Annotated in this window: 10 protein-coding genes; 3 read left to right on the top strand and 7 right to left on the bottom strand. The window is 73.0% G+C overall.

Annotation, left to right across the window (positions count from 1 at the left end):
* The first annotated feature begins 203 nt into the window (after positions 1-203).
* A complete protein-coding gene (locus tag IW245_RS13375; RefSeq protein ID WP_197003501.1) occupies positions 204-1,556 on the top strand; it encodes an MFS transporter in 1,353 nt (450 codons plus the stop codon).
* A gap of 76 nt (positions 1,557-1,632) precedes the next feature.
* Here the strand turns inward: IW245_RS13375 and IW245_RS13380 are convergent, their stop codons facing one another.
* Both IW245_RS13380 and IW245_RS13385 read right to left on the bottom strand, forming a co-directional pair.
* Positions 1,633-2,268 carry a nucleotidyl transferase AbiEii/AbiGii toxin family protein gene (locus tag IW245_RS13380; protein WP_197003502.1) on the bottom strand — a complete coding sequence of 212 codons (636 nt, stop codon included), beginning with the start codon at positions 2,266-2,268 and terminating at the stop codon, positions 1,633-1,635.
* A gap of 26 nt (positions 2,269-2,294) precedes the next feature.
* Complete coding sequence (locus IW245_RS13385; protein WP_197003503.1) at positions 2,295-2,648, bottom strand: hypothetical protein; 354 nt, start codon at positions 2,646-2,648, stop codon at positions 2,295-2,297.
* A 193-nt stretch (positions 2,649-2,841) separates the two neighbouring features.
* Between IW245_RS13385 and IW245_RS13390 the strand changes: the two genes are divergently transcribed.
* On the top strand, positions 2,842-3,066 hold the full coding sequence (locus IW245_RS13390; RefSeq protein ID WP_197003504.1) for a hypothetical protein: 225 nt from the start codon (positions 2,842-2,844) through the stop codon (positions 3,064-3,066).
* Between the two features lie 492 nt (positions 3,067-3,558).
* Here the strand turns inward: IW245_RS13390 and IW245_RS13395 are convergent, their stop codons facing one another.
* Positions 3,559-3,966 (bottom strand): MarR family winged helix-turn-helix transcriptional regulator, encoded by a 408-nt coding sequence (locus IW245_RS13395; protein WP_197003505.1) that lies wholly within the window; start codon positions 3,964-3,966, stop codon positions 3,559-3,561.
* 56 nt (positions 3,967-4,022) lie between these two features.
* On the opposite strand from IW245_RS13395, the gene IW245_RS13400 reads away from it, so the two are divergent.
* Complete coding sequence (locus tag IW245_RS13400; RefSeq protein WP_197003506.1) at positions 4,023-4,823, top strand: alpha/beta fold hydrolase; 801 nt, start codon at positions 4,023-4,025, stop codon at positions 4,821-4,823.
* Between the two features lie 22 nt (positions 4,824-4,845).
* On the opposite strand, the gene IW245_RS13405 is transcribed toward IW245_RS13400, so the two are convergent.
* The 4 genes from IW245_RS13405 to IW245_RS13420 form a co-directional block, all read right to left on the bottom strand.
* Entirely contained in the window at positions 4,846-5,172 is a 327-nt protein-coding gene (locus IW245_RS13405) for a DUF6331 family protein (protein ID WP_197003507.1), read from the bottom strand.
* A 109-nt stretch (positions 5,173-5,281) separates the two neighbouring features.
* Complete coding sequence (locus IW245_RS13410) at positions 5,282-6,055, bottom strand: ricin-type beta-trefoil lectin domain protein (RefSeq protein WP_197003508.1); 774 nt, start codon at positions 6,053-6,055, stop codon at positions 5,282-5,284.
* Positions 6,056-6,057: 2 nt separating this feature from the next.
* A complete protein-coding gene (locus IW245_RS13415; protein WP_197003509.1) occupies positions 6,058-8,583 on the bottom strand; it encodes a right-handed parallel beta-helix repeat-containing protein in 2,526 nt (841 codons plus the stop codon).
* Positions 8,580-16,505, bottom strand: a complete 7,926-nt coding sequence (locus IW245_RS13420) for a hypothetical protein (protein WP_197003510.1) — start codon at positions 16,503-16,505, stop codon at positions 8,580-8,582. The genes IW245_RS13415 and IW245_RS13420 overlap by 4 nt, the downstream gene beginning before the upstream one ends.
* Between the last annotated feature and the right edge of the window lie 142 nt (positions 16,506-16,647).

Below are 16,647 nucleotides of genomic sequence, written 5' to 3' on the forward strand. Positions count from 1 at the left end.
CAGGCTCGCCGGGGTCAGGCGGGCATCCCGGCGTCGAGATCATCACCGACGACGTCGCGGTGCTCATCACCAGCTGGGTGTGTCGATGCGCAGGGAACTGGTCGGCGGCCTCGGGCCGGGGCCGGCAGACCGTGCGCCAGAAGCGATCCGAGCGAAGCTGACGGGTACTACAGCCGGCACGCTGGCCGACTAACGTCGTCAGGATGGCCACCCCGACCCGGCTCGGACCGGACTTTCGCCGACTCTGGGCCGCGACCGTCGTCTCCGAGCTCGGCACCGCGATCAGCGCCGGGGCACTGCCGTTGATCGCGATCCTGGTCTTGGACGTCTCCGACTTCCGGGTCTCGGTGCTCGCGGCACTGTCCGGGCTGGTCAGTGCGGCCCTGGCCGTGCCGCTCGGCGCGTCGATCGAATTCCGGCGGAAGCGGCCCGTGATGATCAGCGCGGACCTGGCCCGCTGCCTGGCCCTGCTCAGCGTGCCCGTGGCCGCCGCGTTCGGCGGGCTGAGCTTCGGGCAACTCTGCCTGGTCGCGGTCGTGGAGACTCTGGGCGCGATCGTGTTCACCGCCGCCGGCAGCGCGCACCTGAAGGCCCTGGTACCGGCCAGTTCCCTGCCGGCTGCCAACGCCCGGCTCGAGTCGACCTTCTGGGTGTCGGCCAGCGTCGGCCCGCCGCTCGGCGGACTGCTGATCGGCTGGCTGGTGCCGACCGTGACCGTGGTCGTCAACGCACTGAGCTTTCTGGTGTCGGCGATCGGGATCCGACGACTGCGCAGCCCCGAGCCGGCCCCACCCGAACGCGCCGCCGGCACAGCGTGGTTCGTCACGCTGACCGGCGGCTGGCGGTACCTGCTCGCCCGGCCCGACCTGCGGGCCCTGTTCTGGAACGCGATGCTGTTCGGCGGTCTGGTGATGCTCGCCTCGCCACTGCGCGCCGTTCTGATGCTCCGCGAACTGCGCCTGCCCGCCTGGCAGTACGGCCTGGCACTCGGAGTCTCGTGCCTGGGCGGCGTCCTCGGTGCGGCGGTGACCGGCCAGCTGGTCACGCGGCTCGGGCAACGCCGGGTGCTGTTGACCTTCGGCGTTTTGCGGACCGTCTGGCTCGGGGCGCTTGCCCTGGCGCCCGTTGGCCCGGCCGGCCTGATCGTGATCCTCGCGGCCGACTTCTGCCTGCTGTTCTGCGCGGGGGTGTTCAACCCGACGTTCGTCAGCTACCGGATGGCCGCCACCGCCGACGACCACATGTCCCGGGTGCAGACCGCGTGGTCGGTGAGTGCCCGGACGGTGCAGCCGGTCTTCATTCTCGCCGGCGGGGCGCTGGCGGCCCTCACCGACGTCCGCACGACGCTCGTGATCGCGGCCGTGCTGCTGCTGGCCAGCGGGGTACTGCTCCCGTGGCGCCCGGGGGTCGTGACGGGACACGGATCCGGCCCGGACCGTGGTTCGCCGGCCGAGGGCCGGGCGGGGACCGACAGTTGTGACGTCGACGATCCACCTCGAACGCTCCTCGCGGGCCGAGGCGGATCGACGCCTGGCCGTAGAAACGACCGCTGCTGAGCGTTCTCGGGGCCACCACTGGCTGGGGCGCCACGCCCGCGGCCGTGACCTGGCACCTGAATCCCCGGCGGGTGCGTTACGCGCGGGGCCAGGCTGTGAAGCGTGCCCGCAGTGCGGCGATGTCCGCCGCGGCGAGACCGAACTCTTCGACGAAGTCCTCGTCGTCGGTGGCGTCGAGGCGGTCGCCGATGTCGGCGAAGTCCTCGTCTCCGAGCCCGGGGTCGAGGTCGCGGGCCAGGGCGATGAGCTCGTCGACGCTGAAGCGCCCCAGGGCCGCGGCGACATCGAAGTAGTCGCGCAGTTCGGCGCGCCCGGCGAGGGCACACACTTTCGAGCCGAGCGCGTCCTCGAGGGCGAGGACCGGGCCGACGTCCATGGTGACGGTGTCGCGGCGGCGACCGATGTGTGCAATCTGTAGCTGCATGACCTGGCCATCGGAAGGGTCGGTGACAGCCCAGTCGGCCAGCTCCAGTTCGAAACCTTCGAACCAGTCGGAGAGGTTCGTCTCCCGCTCGAGTCGCTCGACGGTGAGGCCGGCATCGCGCAGGGCGGTCTCGACGGCTTCGACGGCGGCGGCGACCGCGCCCTCCTCGTCGACCATAAGGTCAACATCGTGGGTGGGGCGGTCGATCAGGCCGTGGATCATGAGGGCGTTGCCTCCGCCGAGGGCGAAGCCCAGCGGGCCGATCGCGGTCAGGGCGATGCTGGCCACCTGCCGGTGGAAAGGGTGCACCGGCATCAGGCCGCGGCGGTCAGTGCCGGGCGCAGCTCCGGGTGCGCCTGCTCCCACGCGGCGCGCACGCCCTTGGGGAGGACGAGCCGGGGCCACAGCTCCACCAGCACATCCCGGTTCAGGAACATGTTGAGGTCGACCTGACGGCCGGCCTCGCGGAGCACGTTCTGGTACAGGGAACGACGCCAGTAGTCACGGGACAGGTCGAACGACCGGTTGGACTGCCAGCAGATGCCGATCGGCAGCTCCACGAAGCCCTCGGTCGGTCCGGTCAAGGTCGCCAGGTCCGGCGCGACGAGCGCGCTGCGGCCCGGGCGGGCCTCAAAGGCGCGCCGACGGGGTGTCCTGGTCGTGTCCACGCGCTCAGAGTACCGTCGACAGCCCGCCCGGCACACCCTGAGCCCACGTTCATGCCCGATTGTCCGGTTCAATGGCTGTCCGTGCGGGTCTGCGGGTACCTCCCTGCGGTGGCGTACCCGACAGCCGGGCATCACCCACCGCCGTGTCGTCTTGACTTCCCCTACGCGGAGTTTCGACGATTCGGAGGTGGAGATGACCGAGATCGCACGGTTCTGGAACGGCCGACTCGACGACGCGGCGAGGGCGGAGGTGTTCATCCGCCGCCACCCGAACGGCACGTTCGAGGTGCAGGCCACCGTCGCGGGGAAGAATCGGCTCGTCGAACACCTCACCCGGCAGCGGGCCGAGGCACTGGCTGCCGCGCTGACCGCCGGGTCCGGCTGGAGGCGGGTCGCGCCGGCCAGGTTGTCAAGGTGAGCTAGTTTCGGGTTTCACCCACACGGGTCCCCCGTCCCGTCGTATGGTGAAGGGATCGAGGACCGCAGAAATGCGGCCCTCGATCTTCATTAATGGACCTGTACACACGTGCCGCGCGATCCCCGAAGCAGTGGCACTGGCCGTGGATCCGCCGTGGCGCGACATGGGGGGCCGCGACGGCGAAGTTCAGCGGGGCCCGGCTCGCCGGGGTGGCGTTCGTGCGCCTGACGCCACCCCCGTCGGTGAGGTCCGCGCGTTCCCGACCGGCCCCTCAACCGTGCCGGGTGCACTGATGACCTCCGGCCGCCGACCCCTCAACGGCCAAAACCGATCATATCCATCAACAGCGGGGCCCGGTCGGGAATCCGCGGTCCGGGGACGAGCAGGTGCCGGAGCCGGAGCCAGTGGGACGCACGGGGCCCTGACACACCTCGGGCTCCGCTCGCCGCGGGAAGTCCCCACGGGTCGGCCCCGTCGGGCGCGCGGTCCGCGTTACGCCAGGAGGGTGTCGAGCAGGTCTCCGAGCTGGTCGACCTGCTCGGCCGTCAGCGGCGTGAACGACTCCCGCGCCACGGCGTCCACCAGAGACTGACCAGCCGCCCGCACCTCCTCGCCCTGCGTGGTGAGCCGGTGCCGGACCGCGCGCCCGGCTCCGGGGACCCGCTCGATCAGCCCCCGCTCGACCATCCGGCCGGCCAAGGAGCCGAACGACTGGTCGGTCTGGAACGTCAGCTGGGCCAGGTCGTGCAGCGAGGCGTCCGGATTGCGCTCGAGGTGGCGCAGAGTGTCCCACTGCGCGAGTGACACGTCGAGGGCGGCGAGCGCGGCGGTCAGGGCTCGGTGGTGGCGGTGCTGCAGCCTCTTGACCAGCAGGCCGACCTCTTGCGGACTTCGGGACATGGCACCGATCCTACCTGAGCTTGCTTATATAAGCATGCTTAGTTAAGGTTCCTGATATGCGAATCCACTCCCCCACCGGTCCCGTCGACCTGCACCTCACCGACACCGACAACGGCCGACCCACCCTTCTCCTGCACGGCGGCGCCGGACCCCGCTCTGTCGCCGGCCTCGGCGGACTCCTCGCCCCCGACCGAGTCCTTGTCCCCACCCACCCCGGCTTCGCCGGCACCGACCGCCCGAAGTGGCTCAGCAGTATCCAGGCTCTGGCCGGCATCTACCAGGACCTGCTCGACGAGCTCGACCTCGCCGACGTGTTGGTGATCGGATCCTCGATCGGTGGCTGGATCGCCGCCGAACTCGCCCTGCGCCACAGCGACCGGGTCACAGGCCTCGTCCTCATCAACGCCACCGGCATCGAGGTACCCGGGCAGCCCGTCGCCGACATCTTCGGCCTCTCCCTGGCCGAGCTGGCCGACCTCAGCTACCACGAGCCCGACCGGTACCGCATCGACGAGTCGACGTTCACCGCCGAACAGCGCGAAGAACTGGCCGGCAACCGGGCGACACTCACAACCTACGCAGGCGACATGACCGACCCGACACTCCTCGACCGGCTCGCCGGGATCACGGTCCCGACCCTGGTGGCATGGGGCGCCAGCGACCAGATCTGCACACCCACCTACGGCCGGGCCTACGCCGCCGCCATCCCCGACGCCCACTTCGCACTCATCGACCGGGCCGGACACCTACCCCAGATCGAACAACCGCAGGCGCTGCTGGACCTGATCCACTCCTTCACCGGCACTCACGCTGACCTGCTCGTCGCAGGGCCAGCGCAGCGGCCGGCCAGGCGCTAGAGAGTTCGGGAGGCTTGACCACTCACGACGCGTCGACAGCAGCCAGTCCCGCGTCGATCGCCACCAGGAAGTCCAGCAATTCGCGCCGCGCGGCCTCGTCGTGCGTGCGGTGGTTGAGGAACGTCGACGTGACGAGATACGAGCGGTTCTCCACCACCTCGATGAGCGCCGCCAGCTGAAGACGAGCCTCATGCACCACGACCGACCCCGCCTGATGGCACCACTCCTGGACACGGGTGCGGTCGGCGGAGAGGGCGTCGATCCCGCAGCAGTCGAGGAAACATTCGGTCTCACAAAAGTCAATGCACTCGCTCAAAGGCGAAAGCACCTCGACCGATACGTCCTCCATTGTCGCCCTCCCGCTGCTGCGCCCGCCTCAACGGCGGCAGGAACCCGATCGTAACGGGGTCACAGAAAACGTTCCTGCGGAATATGACTCTCGTTCCAGCCGGCGCGGGTCAGCGCCAGAACCACTTCTGGTTGTCCTGACCGTTGCACGGCCACAGTTTCACCGGACTGCCTGGGGCGGTCGCCCGGTTGTAGACGTCCGCGCACTTGTCGGCCTGCACATTGACGAGGTCGTTGGACGGGTTGAGCCGGAACTGCTGCGCCCGGTTTCCGGTGCAGCTGGCGGCCTGCACGGTCGTCAGGTCGGCCGTGGAGCCCCAGGCGGCGTCCATGCACATCCCGACGGATCGGATCGTGCCGTCAGCGAGCGCCTCCCAGTGTTGGGCCGGCGAATTGTCGCAGGTGGCGAGCACAAGTGCCGTGCCGTCGGTGCCGACGGTCGCGCTCAGGCACAGCCGGGACTGCACGCCGACGATCGCCCGTCCGGGCACCGCCGGCGCCGGGGCCGGGGGTTGTTGCGGGGCGCTCGTTCGGGGGGCCGTGGGCGCGTCGGGCGGCGCGGGCTGCTGTCCGCCCGGCGCCGGGGAGGCGGGCTGCGCGGCGGCCGGGGTCGGGGTGGCCGTTGGCGGTCTCGTACGCGGAGAGGACTTCGCGGGGGTTCGCGGTGAGCCGGATATCGGCACCGGCTGGGCCGCCGCCCGTGGTCGGGACGGGGTGTCCTCTCCGCGCGGCAGGGGCGGCGCGAGGGCCACGACGGCGGCGAGCCCGGCCGCCGCGGCCAGGGTCACCCACACCCGGGTGCCGGGCAGCAGTCCCCGGCGGGGCGCGGCGGGGCGCCGGGCGAAGGCCGCCGCGAAGGTGGGCTGGCTCGGGATCGCGGGCATCGTCACTCCACTCTCGACGGAACGGGTGCGGCGGACGGCGGTAGGTCGCCGGCCTCCAACAGGACGAGCTCGGCGGGGCTGGCCTCGGCCATCTCGGCGACCCGCTGGGCCTGGCGTTCCGTCATCTCCTGGAACACCTGGCGGGCGAGGCGGCCATTGCCGAAGCCCTCGGCGCGCGGCAGGGTGTCGAAGTACGCGCCGAGGCCGGAACGGGCGGCGGCGGTCAGCTCGTAGCGGTGGCTGTCGGCCTGGTGCTCGACGATCGACAACAGCTCCTCGGAGTCGTAGTCGACGAAGTGCAGCGTGCGGCTGAACCGGGAGGCCAGCCCCGGATTGGCTGCCACGAACCGGCCCATCTCGTCCGGGTAGCCGGCCGCGATCACCACCACGTCGTCGCGGTGGTCCTCCATCAACTTGACCAGGGTCGCGATGGCCTCCTGTCCGAAGTCGTTGCCCCCGCCATGCGGCACGAGGGAGTACGCCTCGTCGATGAACAGGACGCCGCCCAGCGCGCTGGTCACAGCCGCCGTCGTCTTCGGGCCGGTGTGGCCCACGTACTCGCCTACCAGTGCGCTGCGGTCCACCTCGACCAGGTGGCCCCGGCGGAGCAGGCCCAAGGCGCGCAGCAGCCGGCCGTAGAGCCGGGCGACCGTGGTCTTGCCGGTGCCCGGGTTGCCGGCGAATACCAGGTGCCGGCTCAGCGGGGGCGCGGGCAGGCCGGCTTCCTCGCGGCGGCGCACGGTCTGCATCAGCTTCACGAGCGCACCGACGTCGTGCTTGACCCGGTCCAGGCCGACCAGGCCGGCGAGTTCGCCCAGCAGGTCGTCGAGGGACTCGTCCGGCTCGGGGTGGATGTCGGGGACCGCGGGCGCGGGCGTACCCGAGGGGGCCGAAGTGAGTGCCAACGGCGCGGGAGCGGGTGTCCCCGCGTCGAGGAACGTGGGTTTGGCCCCGTCGTCGGTGCTCAGCTCCTGCGGGGAGTCCAGCACCCGGCAGCCGTCGAAGACGGGGTCGGCGCCCCGGCCGACGTGCAGAGCCGGGTAGCCGGCGGCGCGGACCTCACACCGGGTGAACAAGCCCGAGGCACCCTCGGCGACGAACACCCCGTTCTTCGTGGTGTCCGCGATCGTTAGGTCGCTGACCTGGGGCCGCGAACCGGTCCAGGCGACCAGCCCCGAGCCGCCGCTGCCCTGGATCGCGCCGCCGGTGATCCGGACCTCCTCCGCCGTATCGACCACGATGCCGGCGGCCCCGGCGGCGACGATGCGGGTGTCGGCCATCGTCAGACCACCGCCGGTGGTGACGTCCACGCCGACCCGGGCGGGGCGGTCGACGACACAGCCGGCGACGTCGGTGGCCGCCGTCGAACCGGCCCGGATCCCGGTGTCGGCGGATGTGATCCGGCAGTCGTGGACCTCGACGCCGGCCTGCTCGGCCGCGTGCACGCCGGACATGGCCACATCCAGCAGGTCGCAGCCGACGAGGCGGACCATCGCGTCGCCCACGGCGTGCACGCCGTGCTCGGCGCTGTCGCGCAACTGGCAGCGTTCCAGGAGCACCCGCGCGCCGCCGGCCGCGTGCACGGCGCTGAACCGGGCTGTGACCAGGCGGCAGTCCGTCAGCTCGACGGAGGAGTCCCCGCCGGCCAAAAGGAGGTTCGCGCCGGCGCCCCGGATCAGGCAGCCGTCGGCGACCAGCGCCGCGTCGTCGCGGACCACGAGCCCGCTGGCGGCCGGGCCCTCGATCCGGCAGTCCGTGAGCCGCACCCGGGTCCCGCCGATGGCCTGGACCCCGGCGGCCCCGGCGAGGGCGAGCAGGGTATCGGTGGCGGCCAGCTCGGCGGAGTCCTCCAGCAGCAGGCCACTGCGCCCAGTGGCCTCGATCCGGCAGTCGGCCAGCACGGCCCGCGCCGAACCCCAGGCCCGCAGCCCCGAGCCGCTGGTGCCATGCACCCACAGCCGGCGCGCCGCCAGCTCCACCGCCCCGGACAGCAGCACGCCCGTGCCGTCCACGGCCGTGATCCGCACGTCGGTGAGTTCCGCGCGGACGCGGCCCGACAGGTGCAGGCCCACCTGGCCGGCGCCCTCGATCCGGCAGTCGTTGAGCACCAGGGCCGTGGTGGAGGATTGCTCGCCCAGCTCGGGATCGGCGGTGGTGGATTCGGCCGGGCCACCGCGTGCCTCGATCCGGCCGCCTCTGATCACCGTGTCGCGCAACACGAGCCCGCCTCTGGCGAGGATCTCCACCGTGGGGGTGGAGTCGTCCCCGCCGTAGACGAGGAGGTCACGGACCTCGCAGTGCGCCGCGCCGACCGTCAGCGCCGGGGCACCGGGCGCCGGGCGCAGCTCGACCGTGCCCGGGCCCGCGGCCGCGCACAGGGTCAGCGGGTGGTCGAGGCGGACGCTCTCCCGGTACGTGCCCGGGTCGACGAGGATCGTGTCGCCGGGCGTGGCGGCGCGCACCGCGTCTGCGATCGAGCGGTGCGCGCCCCTGCCCTTGGCCGCCACGTGCAGTGCCGGGCGGTTCATCGGGCGTAGTACCAGGGGTTGTCGTGCATGCGGTACTCCTTGAGCAGGACGGCGGTGAAGGTCTTCTCCAACATCCGCCAGGGCAGTTGCAGGACGTACTCGGTGACGCCTTGGCGGTGAAACAGCCGGCCCCCGCCACCGGCGAACAGGGCGGTCTTGAGGATCGAGCTGGACGCGGCGGCCGTGACCCCGGCGGCCATGCTCAGCAGGCCGTCGTAGACGGCGGCCCCGCCGGTCAGGTACACCGTTTTGCCGTTCTTGTCGACGACGCCGAACACGGCCGCGTTCATGCTGCCGTTGACGAAGCTGGTCAGGCCCGCGACCGGCACGTTGAACGCGAAGTCGTACGTACCGCCCCGCCACCGGGTGGCGGTCTCGTTGCCGGCCCACTCGTTGCTGTAGTGCTTGTCGTGGTTGAGGGGCTTGCGGAACCACGGCTTGCCGCTGTCGAGGTTGGCCAGGCCGTTCTTCCAGTCGGCGGAGCGTTGCAGCGCGCCGAACCGGTTGTCGTGCACCAGCGCCCCGACCCCGGTCTTCAGGCCCGCGCCGACGGCGGCGTTGGCGAACGCCTTCAGCACGTCCTTGCCCGTGAACGGGGTGCCGGCGATGGCGTCGACGATCGCGTTGACGCCCAGGTTGGCCATGAACTCCAGCAGGAACTCCTGGGTGAACTCCAACGCGATCTTCTGCATCGCCAGCTTCGCGTACGGCTGGTAGAGGGCCTCGGTCGCGTTGGTGCCCGGGTGGTGCAGCTCGCCGCCCCACTGCATCCGGTTGGCCTCGCGGACCCGGCGGTTCCAGCCCCGGATCTCGGTGACCGGGCCCCGGTAGTCCAGCTCCCGGCCGACCGGGGCGCGCTGGCCGCCGAGCACATCGAACACGTAGCCGCTGTCGGAGCGGCGGGCGACGACGTTGCCGTGGACGTCGTAGCGGTTCCACTGGCCGCGCCACGCGTCGCGTTCGAGGAAACCGCCGGTGGTGAGGGCGGAGCGTTCCCGTACCACGGTGCCGAAGTCGAACTCGCGCCACACGTGCGGCGACGGCACGTGCAGGGGCCCGCCCGGGTGGTATTCGCGGACCCGGGACACGAGCGCGCCGGCAGGGATCTCCCGGACCAGGGTCGGCGGGCCAGCGGCCGGCACCACGGTGTCCTGGAAGCGCACCGCCCCGTCGTGCCAGCCGGCGACCCAGGCGTTGGCGTCGTCCCGCCACCAGGTGCGTTCCAGTCTGCCGGCCGGGTAGTCGCGGACGTTGCCGAACTTGTCGACCTTGTGCCACTCCCAGCGGAACCCGCCGGCCGCGCCCGGGTCGGGCACCCGCCAGCTGTCCACGTGCCCGCCGCCGTCGAGCATCCGCCGGTCCCGCACGAGGCTGCGCACCCCGGCGGCGTCGACCGTGAAGTCCCGGAACGAGTCGTCGAACGCGGTCTCCGAGCCGTTGAATCCCTTGTCGAACTCGCGGATCCCGGTCCGGGGCGCGCCGGCCGGCGCGTCGAGGTCCGTCCAGGTCCAGGTGCGCGAGTCGGTGCGGGCGTTGTAGCCCGACCAGTGCCACCGGCCCGGGGTCGCGGGCGCGTGCGCCTCGATCCGGTGCCCTTGGCCGCCGCCCGGCACGGGCCAGCGGTCCTGGCGGCCCAGCACCGTGCCGTGCGGGTCGCGGAGCACCCAGTGGTCGGTGCCCTCGTGCGCGCCGAGCCGACCGGCGACCGAACCGTCGGTCGTGCCCGGGGCGATGGGGAGGCGAAACTCCTTGACGGTGCCGTCGGCGTACCCCGCCCGGGCCACTCGCCAGCCCTGCCCGCCCGGGGTGTACCAGTCCCCGCCCTGGCGCTGGGGGTGAAACACGTCCTCCCAGATCCGACCGTCTGGGTTGGCACCGGGCGCGACGTCCCTGCGGTGCCCGGACAGCTTGCCAGTCCCCTCCGACCAGGGGGTCGCGCCGTTGACCTGGGGCGTGTGGGCGGGCAGGTCGACCCGGCCGTGGCCGACGGTGAGGGTGTTGCCGTGGTCGAGTTTGCCGGTGAACCGCACGATGCGGCCGGTGGCGGCGACGTCGTAGACGTTGTCGCCCATCCCGACGAACCGGAATCCGGTGCTGCTGTTGGGGCCTACCATGTGCGTCCAGGTGAACAGCTGGAAGTTGGTGTCGGACCGCAGGAACCCGTTGGCTTCGAACACCTGTCGGTCGACCCCGGCGAGGGCACGGCGCACCCAGTGCGGCGGGCGCTGCTCCGACCAGCGGTGCGTCTCCAGGGTCGAGCCGTCGGGGAGGCGTTCGCGGCGGCCGGCGTCCTTGCCGTGCGGGGAGTGCTGCTGCCAGGTGTCGAGGCGGTTGCCGCCGGTCAGGTCGTGCTGGCGGTACATGCTGGCGTTGGCCGGGGTGTGCGCGGGGCCCCACTGGCGCTGGACGTACTCGCCGGGGTTGCCGTGGGCCAGGCGGTCCGTCCAGCCGCCGTCGGCGTCGCGGACCCGGGGGCCGTGGGCGAGGCGCTGGCCGGCGGAGTCGTAGCGGTGCCAGGTCCAGTGCCCGAGCGGCGAGCGCAGGCCCACCACGTCGCCGCCGCCGAGCGCCTGGCGGACTTCGTGCCGGTCGCCGCCGGTGTGGCTGACGTCGCGCCAGGCCACGGCGGAGGTGTCGGCGTGGCGGACCCCGTGGTCGACGACCCTGCCGTCCGCGCCGAATTCCGTCCAGTGTGGCCGTTGTGAGCCTCGTCCGAACGAGTCGTCGAACCGGCGGACCACGTCGAGGGTCGTGCCGTGTGCGAGGGGCCTGCTGTCGAAGACCTCGCCGCCGGTGTCGGTGAGTAGCCGCAACCGGCCGCCGCCCGCCCCGGACACGTCGACCGTGCCGCGCTGGAACGGACCCGGGTTGGCCACCGGCCCGGCGGCGTCATGCAGCAGCCAGGACCGGGGCGTGCCGTCCTGCGGCAGGGTGAGCACGAACTGCCGCCCCGTCGGCGCGCCGTCCCGGACGATGTTGATGCCCTGGCGCGTCATGGTCCCGTCGGCCGTGAAGGTGCGGAACTCGCCGAGCCTGCCGACGGACTGGTCGGTGACGTGGAAACCGGCGCCGTGCGGCTGGACGGCAAGGTGCGGCACGGTCTGCCCGGTGCGCACCTCGACCCGGCCCGCACCGCCCGCCGTGGTCGTGACGCCGAGATGCCCGGTGGTGCGGCCGTCGATGGTGCGCAGCGGCACCCCGGTCTCGGCGACGGCCCCGGCGTTGTCGAAGCGGTGGAACGCCCCGGCCCCCTGCAGGTCCGTGAACTGGAACCCGGTGCCGTGCGGCGTCAGCGCGTACCTGGCGCCCGTGACCTCCCCGCGCACCGCCCCGCCGCCGACCGGCGTCACCACGAACCGGTCCGGCAACGCTCCCCCGCCGACGGCGCGGGCCGGCGCGCCGGTCTCGGTGAGCGCGCCGTGCCCGTCGAACCGGCCGAAGGCGTGCTCGGCGTTCTGGTCGGCGATCCGGAACCCGTTGGCCTCGACCGTGACCTGGTAGTGCCCGGCGGTGACCTCGACCGTGTTCGCGCCGCCGTGCGGAGGCGTCAACAGGAACCGGTCGGGCAGCGCCGCCCCTCCGGCGTCCCGCAGCGGGGTGCCGGTCCCGGTCAGCGCCCCGTTGTGGTCGAAGCGGTGAAACGCGTGCTCGGCCGCCGGGTCGGCGACCCGGAAGCCGGTGCCGTCCGCCACGACCTGGAACCGGCCCACGGTGAGCTCCACCGACGTCGCCCCGCCGCCCGCCGGCCGCAACAGAAACCGGTCCGGCAGCGCGATCCCTCCGGCGTCCCGCAGCGGGGTGCCGGTCCCGGTCAGCGCCCCGTTGTGGTCGAAGCGGTGGAACGCGTGCTCGGCGGCCGGGTCAGCGATCCGGAAGCCGGTGCCGTCCGCCACGACCTGGAACCGGCCCACGGTGAGCTCCACCGACGTCGCCCCGCCGCCCGCCGGCCGCAACAGAAACCGGTCCGGCAGCGCGATCCCTCCGGCGTCCCGCAACGGGGTGCCGGTCCCGGTCAGCGCCCCGTTGTGGTCGAAGCGGTGGAACGCGTGCTCGGCGGCCGGGTCAGCGATCCGGAAGCCGGTGCCGTCCGCCACGACCTGGAACCGGCCCACGGTGAGCTCCACCGACGTCGCCCCGCCGCCCGCCGGCCGCAACAGAAACCGGTCCGGCAGCGCGATCCCTCCGGCGTCGCGCAACGGGGTACCCGTGGCCACCAGGTTGCCCTGCCGGTCGAAGCGGTGGAAGGCGTGCTCCGCGCCGGGGTCGGCGATCCGGAACCCGTTGGCCTCGACCGTGACGCGCAGGTGCGCGGCGGCCTCCACGATGGCCTGACCGCCGCCGGCCGGGGTGACCAGGAACGTGCCCGGCACCGGCGTGCCCGGCGCGGTGAACAGCGGCGTACCGGCGGCCGTCGGGTTGCCCTCGGCGTCGAACCGGTGGAACGCCCCGTGCGCCGCCGGATCCGCGACCTGGAACCCGGCGCCGTGCGCCGTGACCGGATGCAGCGCCCCGTTGGTCTCGATCCGGGTCGGCCCGGTGGTGGGCGTGACCGCGAACCGCCCCGGCAGCGGCTGGCCGTCCACCCCGTGCAGCACCCGACCGGACTCGGCGATGACGCCATCCGGCTGGAACCGGTAGAACCCGTCCCCCAGGTCGATCTCGAACCCGCCCTGGTGTGGGCGGACCGGCACGGTCAGGGGCGCGCCGGTCTCGTCGAGCAACCTCGGCGCGCCACCGGTGGTGTCGACCCGAAGGCCGATCGGCTGGCCGATGTCGTCGCGCAACGTGACCAGGCCCCGGACGGGGGCACCGTTCGGGTCGCCGATCGGCTTGGAGTGTACTGGGCCGCCGCCGACGAGCCGGGGCCGATCGCGAACGGAATCGAGGAGCAGTTCGCCGAGCTTGCGGTCCATCGCGCCCGGGTGCACGCCGAGCCGGTCGAGGGCTCCCTCGAGGCGGTCGACGCGGGCGACGGCCGCCGTATAGGTGCGTTCGGCGGCGATCTCGAAAGCGCTGGGGCCGCGGGAGGACTCGCCCTGCCGGTGGGCCAGGTCCGTCCAGGTCTGTTCGGCGCGGGCCAGGTCGTTGCGGGCCCGGGTGTAGGCGGCCCAGGTCTCGATCCGTTGGGCGCGGACCGGGTCGTCGAGGGCGCCGAACGCGCCGCCGATGCGTTCGCTGTCGTAGTGCCAGGCCCGGTCGAGTTCGGCGGCGGTGAGCCGGCCCCGGCCGGTGCTGGCGGGGGCCTGAACGTGGATGCGGGAAGGTGCCGGGGCGTTCGGTGGCGTGTGGCCGTTGAGGGCGCGCCCGGGGCCGCCCTGCCCGGGACCCGTGGGCAGGTCCGTGCGTCGGATCGGGACCGGCGCGTGGACTGTTCCGTTGGCCGGGAGCGGGTCGACGGCCCGGTCCCCGGCGCGCATCGGCGCCGGCCCGTGCAACAGGTTCAGCGCGGAGTCGACGGTGGACGGCTCCGGCAGGTGGGTGCCGGCCCCGGGCGGCGGGCCGGACGCGACCTGCGCGGGATGCACCGGCGGCACGGTCGGCCCCTCCTTGACCAGGGCGTGCGGGTCGGGGAGAACACCCGACCGGCCGGCCGTGACCGGGATGCCCGGCCCGTCGAGGCCACGGGCGGGTTCGCGCACCGGGGGCGGGCCGCTGAGGGCGTCGATCCTGGGCGGGGCCGCCAGCGGCGTACCCGGAAGATCCGCTCTGCCGCCCGACAGCCCGGCGGTCGGCGGCGGCCCGGCGGCGTCGATCCGGCCGCCCGTGCCCGCCAGGCCGCGCACCTCGACCGTGGCCGGGGTGCCGAAGGCGTGCGCCGGATCCAGGCCGGGCCGTACGGCCGACGGGGAGGGCTCGACGAGGCGGTGGATGTCCATCGTCCCCGGCTGGACGTGCGCCGGCTCGCGGCCGACGACGGGCGGCAGGTCGAGGGACACGTGCCGGGCCCCGACCGCCTGCCCGGTGTGGTCGGCGATCCGCCCACCGGCCCCGTGCAGCCCGCCGGGGGCGCCGGTCAGGGTGTGGGTGGCCGTGGAACCACCGGCCAGAAGATCGAAAGAGGCCAGCACGGCCGGGCTGGGCCCCGCCCCGTGCAGGCCGGGCGCCCCGGACAGCGGGGTGTGCGTCACGGCCACCGACGTCGGCGTGGAGTCGACCAGGGCGTGCACCGGCGTACTGGTCCGGCCCGCGCCGAACCCGGCCGCGATGTCCGCCCCCGGCAGGGTGCGCACCCCGGCCGCGCCGCCCACGTCGCCGAGCACCGCGCTGGCCGGCACGTGCAGCCCGGACGGCGTGCTGAGCAACGTCGACGGGCTGATCGTGGTGTGCGGGGTCAGGCCGGTCAGGGACACGCCGGGCGAGGACGCCAGGTGCGCGGCCGGCGACTCCCCCGGGTGAAGGTGCAGGGCGGAGCTGATCCCGGCGGCGTGGTCGGTGCCGACCAGGGTGTGGCCGGCCCCGATCTCCCCCATGCCGCCGATCCGGGCCCGCGACAAGGTGTCGACCGGGGACATCATGACCGAGTCGAGGGTACGGACCGCGTCCCCGCCGAGCTTGATCGTCTCCCCGAATGACGTGCCCAGGTGCAGGTTCTGCGGCGTGGGCAGGGCAAGGTGACCGACGCCGATCGCGCCGAGGTGCGGGGTCTGCACCGCCGGCGGGACGGACAGCTGCCCCGACCGGAGGGTGGACAGGTCGAAGTGTCCGGCGTCCACGTGCTGCTCGGGCAGCGGCACGTGCGGACGGGGCAGGCCGAACAGGCTGCGGCCGAACACCCCGCGGTCGACGACGGCCAGCCGGGTGGCGTTCCACACCCCCAGGTGCAGCTCGTCGGCCTCGGCGGGCAGGAACAGCCGCAGCCACCGGTTGCCGCCGAACTCCCGGTTGAGGAAAGTCAAGGTGCTCGACCCGAACCGCGAGAACGCGCCGGGCACGGCCGCCACGACCCCGGGAATCGCCCGGACCCCGTTGACGACGACGAGTCCGCCCCGGGTCAGGGTGGTCAGCGCGAACTTCGGCAGCGCCGTCAACCCGCCCCGCAGCCACAGCGCACCGCCCTTGAGCCAACTGCCGTGCACCATGGCCAGGTCGTGCAGGCCCGGGAACAGCAGGAACGGGTGGCTGACCAGGTTACGGAACCCGTCGCCGACGAACCGGAACAGCGTGATCGCGCCGGCCTTGAGACCGTTCCAGACGAACTTCGACCCCGAGGCGATCAGTTGGAAGATCGGCACCGCCCGGGTCGTGGGGGCGATGATGCCGAGGGCGGACAGGAAGAACTCCAGGGCGCTGGCCTTGCCGTTCGCGAAGTCCACGGCCGTCTTGATGAACAGGGTCAGGTTGACCCCGATCGCGACCAGGGCGATCGGGCCACCGAAGACCAGGGCCGGCAGGATCAGCGCGATGGCGATCCACTTGAAGATCTCCCAGAACTCGTCGCACCCGCTCACCGGCGACTTGATGTTGCGGTACGCCTCGACGATCTTCGTGCGGGCCGTGCGGGCCGCCGTGTCCTGGCTGGTGCCGGCCGTGCGGGCCGTGGTGGCCAGGGTGGTGAGCTGCGGGTCGCCCTTCGGCAGGCCCCGGCCCTGGCTGAGCGCGTTGTCGGCCCGCCACTGTTCGTCGCGCAGCGCCGCCACGTAGGTGGTCAGCGCGCCGGTGGTCCACTCGAACGCCTCGGCGATGCTCACCACGAACCCGCGCAGCCGGCCGCTGATCTTCTCCCGCAGCGCGTCGGCGGTCTTGCCCGCGAACGCCTCCGGCCCGGCCTTGTTCAGCACCGCCGCCAGCCCGGTGTCCACGTCGCGGGCCGCCTGGCCCAGGTCCCGGACCGAGGTGATCACCTCGTCGATGCGGGCCGGGTCGCCCGGGGTCGGGTCGGCGTGCAGGCCAAGGACGGTCCAGTCGCTGGGCCTCAGTGCCATGGCGGGCCCCCTTTCTGCGCCGACGGGTCCACTGTGACCACGCGCGGGAACCGAGATCTGTTCACGGTTCGGGGATGAATTTCCGGCCGGAGTGAACAGTCCGGCCCCGCCGCGCGTGGTCAGGGTGGAAGCCACGGGGCCA

It is taken from the genome of Longispora fulva (genome assembly GCF_015751905.1).
Taxonomy (GTDB): domain Bacteria; phylum Actinomycetota; class Actinomycetes; order Mycobacteriales; family Micromonosporaceae; genus Longispora; species Longispora fulva.

What these genes read in the sequence shown, in the direction of transcription:
- IW245_RS13395 (WP_197003505.1), bottom strand. Translation starts at nt 3,966, where the DNA reads ATGTCCCGAAGTCCGCAAGAGGTCGGCCTGCTGGTCAAGAGGCTGCAG.
- IW245_RS13410 (WP_197003508.1), bottom strand. Translation starts at nt 6,055, where the DNA reads ATGCCCGCGATCCCGAGCCAGCCCACCTTCGCGGCGGCCTTCGCCCGG.
- IW245_RS13420 (WP_197003510.1), bottom strand. Translation starts at nt 16,505, where the DNA reads ATGGCACTGAGGCCCAGCGACTGGACCGTCCTTGGCCTGCACGCCGAC.
- IW245_RS13400 (WP_197003506.1), top strand. Translation starts at nt 4,023, where the DNA reads ATGCGAATCCACTCCCCCACCGGTCCCGTCGACCTGCACCTCACCGAC.
- IW245_RS13375 (WP_197003501.1), top strand. Translation starts at nt 204, where the DNA reads ATGGCCACCCCGACCCGGCTCGGACCGGACTTTCGCCGACTCTGGGCC.
- IW245_RS13405 (WP_197003507.1), bottom strand. Translation starts at nt 5,172, where the DNA reads ATGGAGGACGTATCGGTCGAGGTGCTTTCGCCTTTGAGCGAGTGCATT.
- IW245_RS13415 (WP_197003509.1), bottom strand. Translation starts at nt 8,583, where the DNA reads ATGAACCGCCCGGCACTGCACGTGGCGGCCAAGGGCAGGGGCGCGCAC.
- IW245_RS13390 (WP_197003504.1), top strand. Translation starts at nt 2,842, where the DNA reads ATGACCGAGATCGCACGGTTCTGGAACGGCCGACTCGACGACGCGGCG.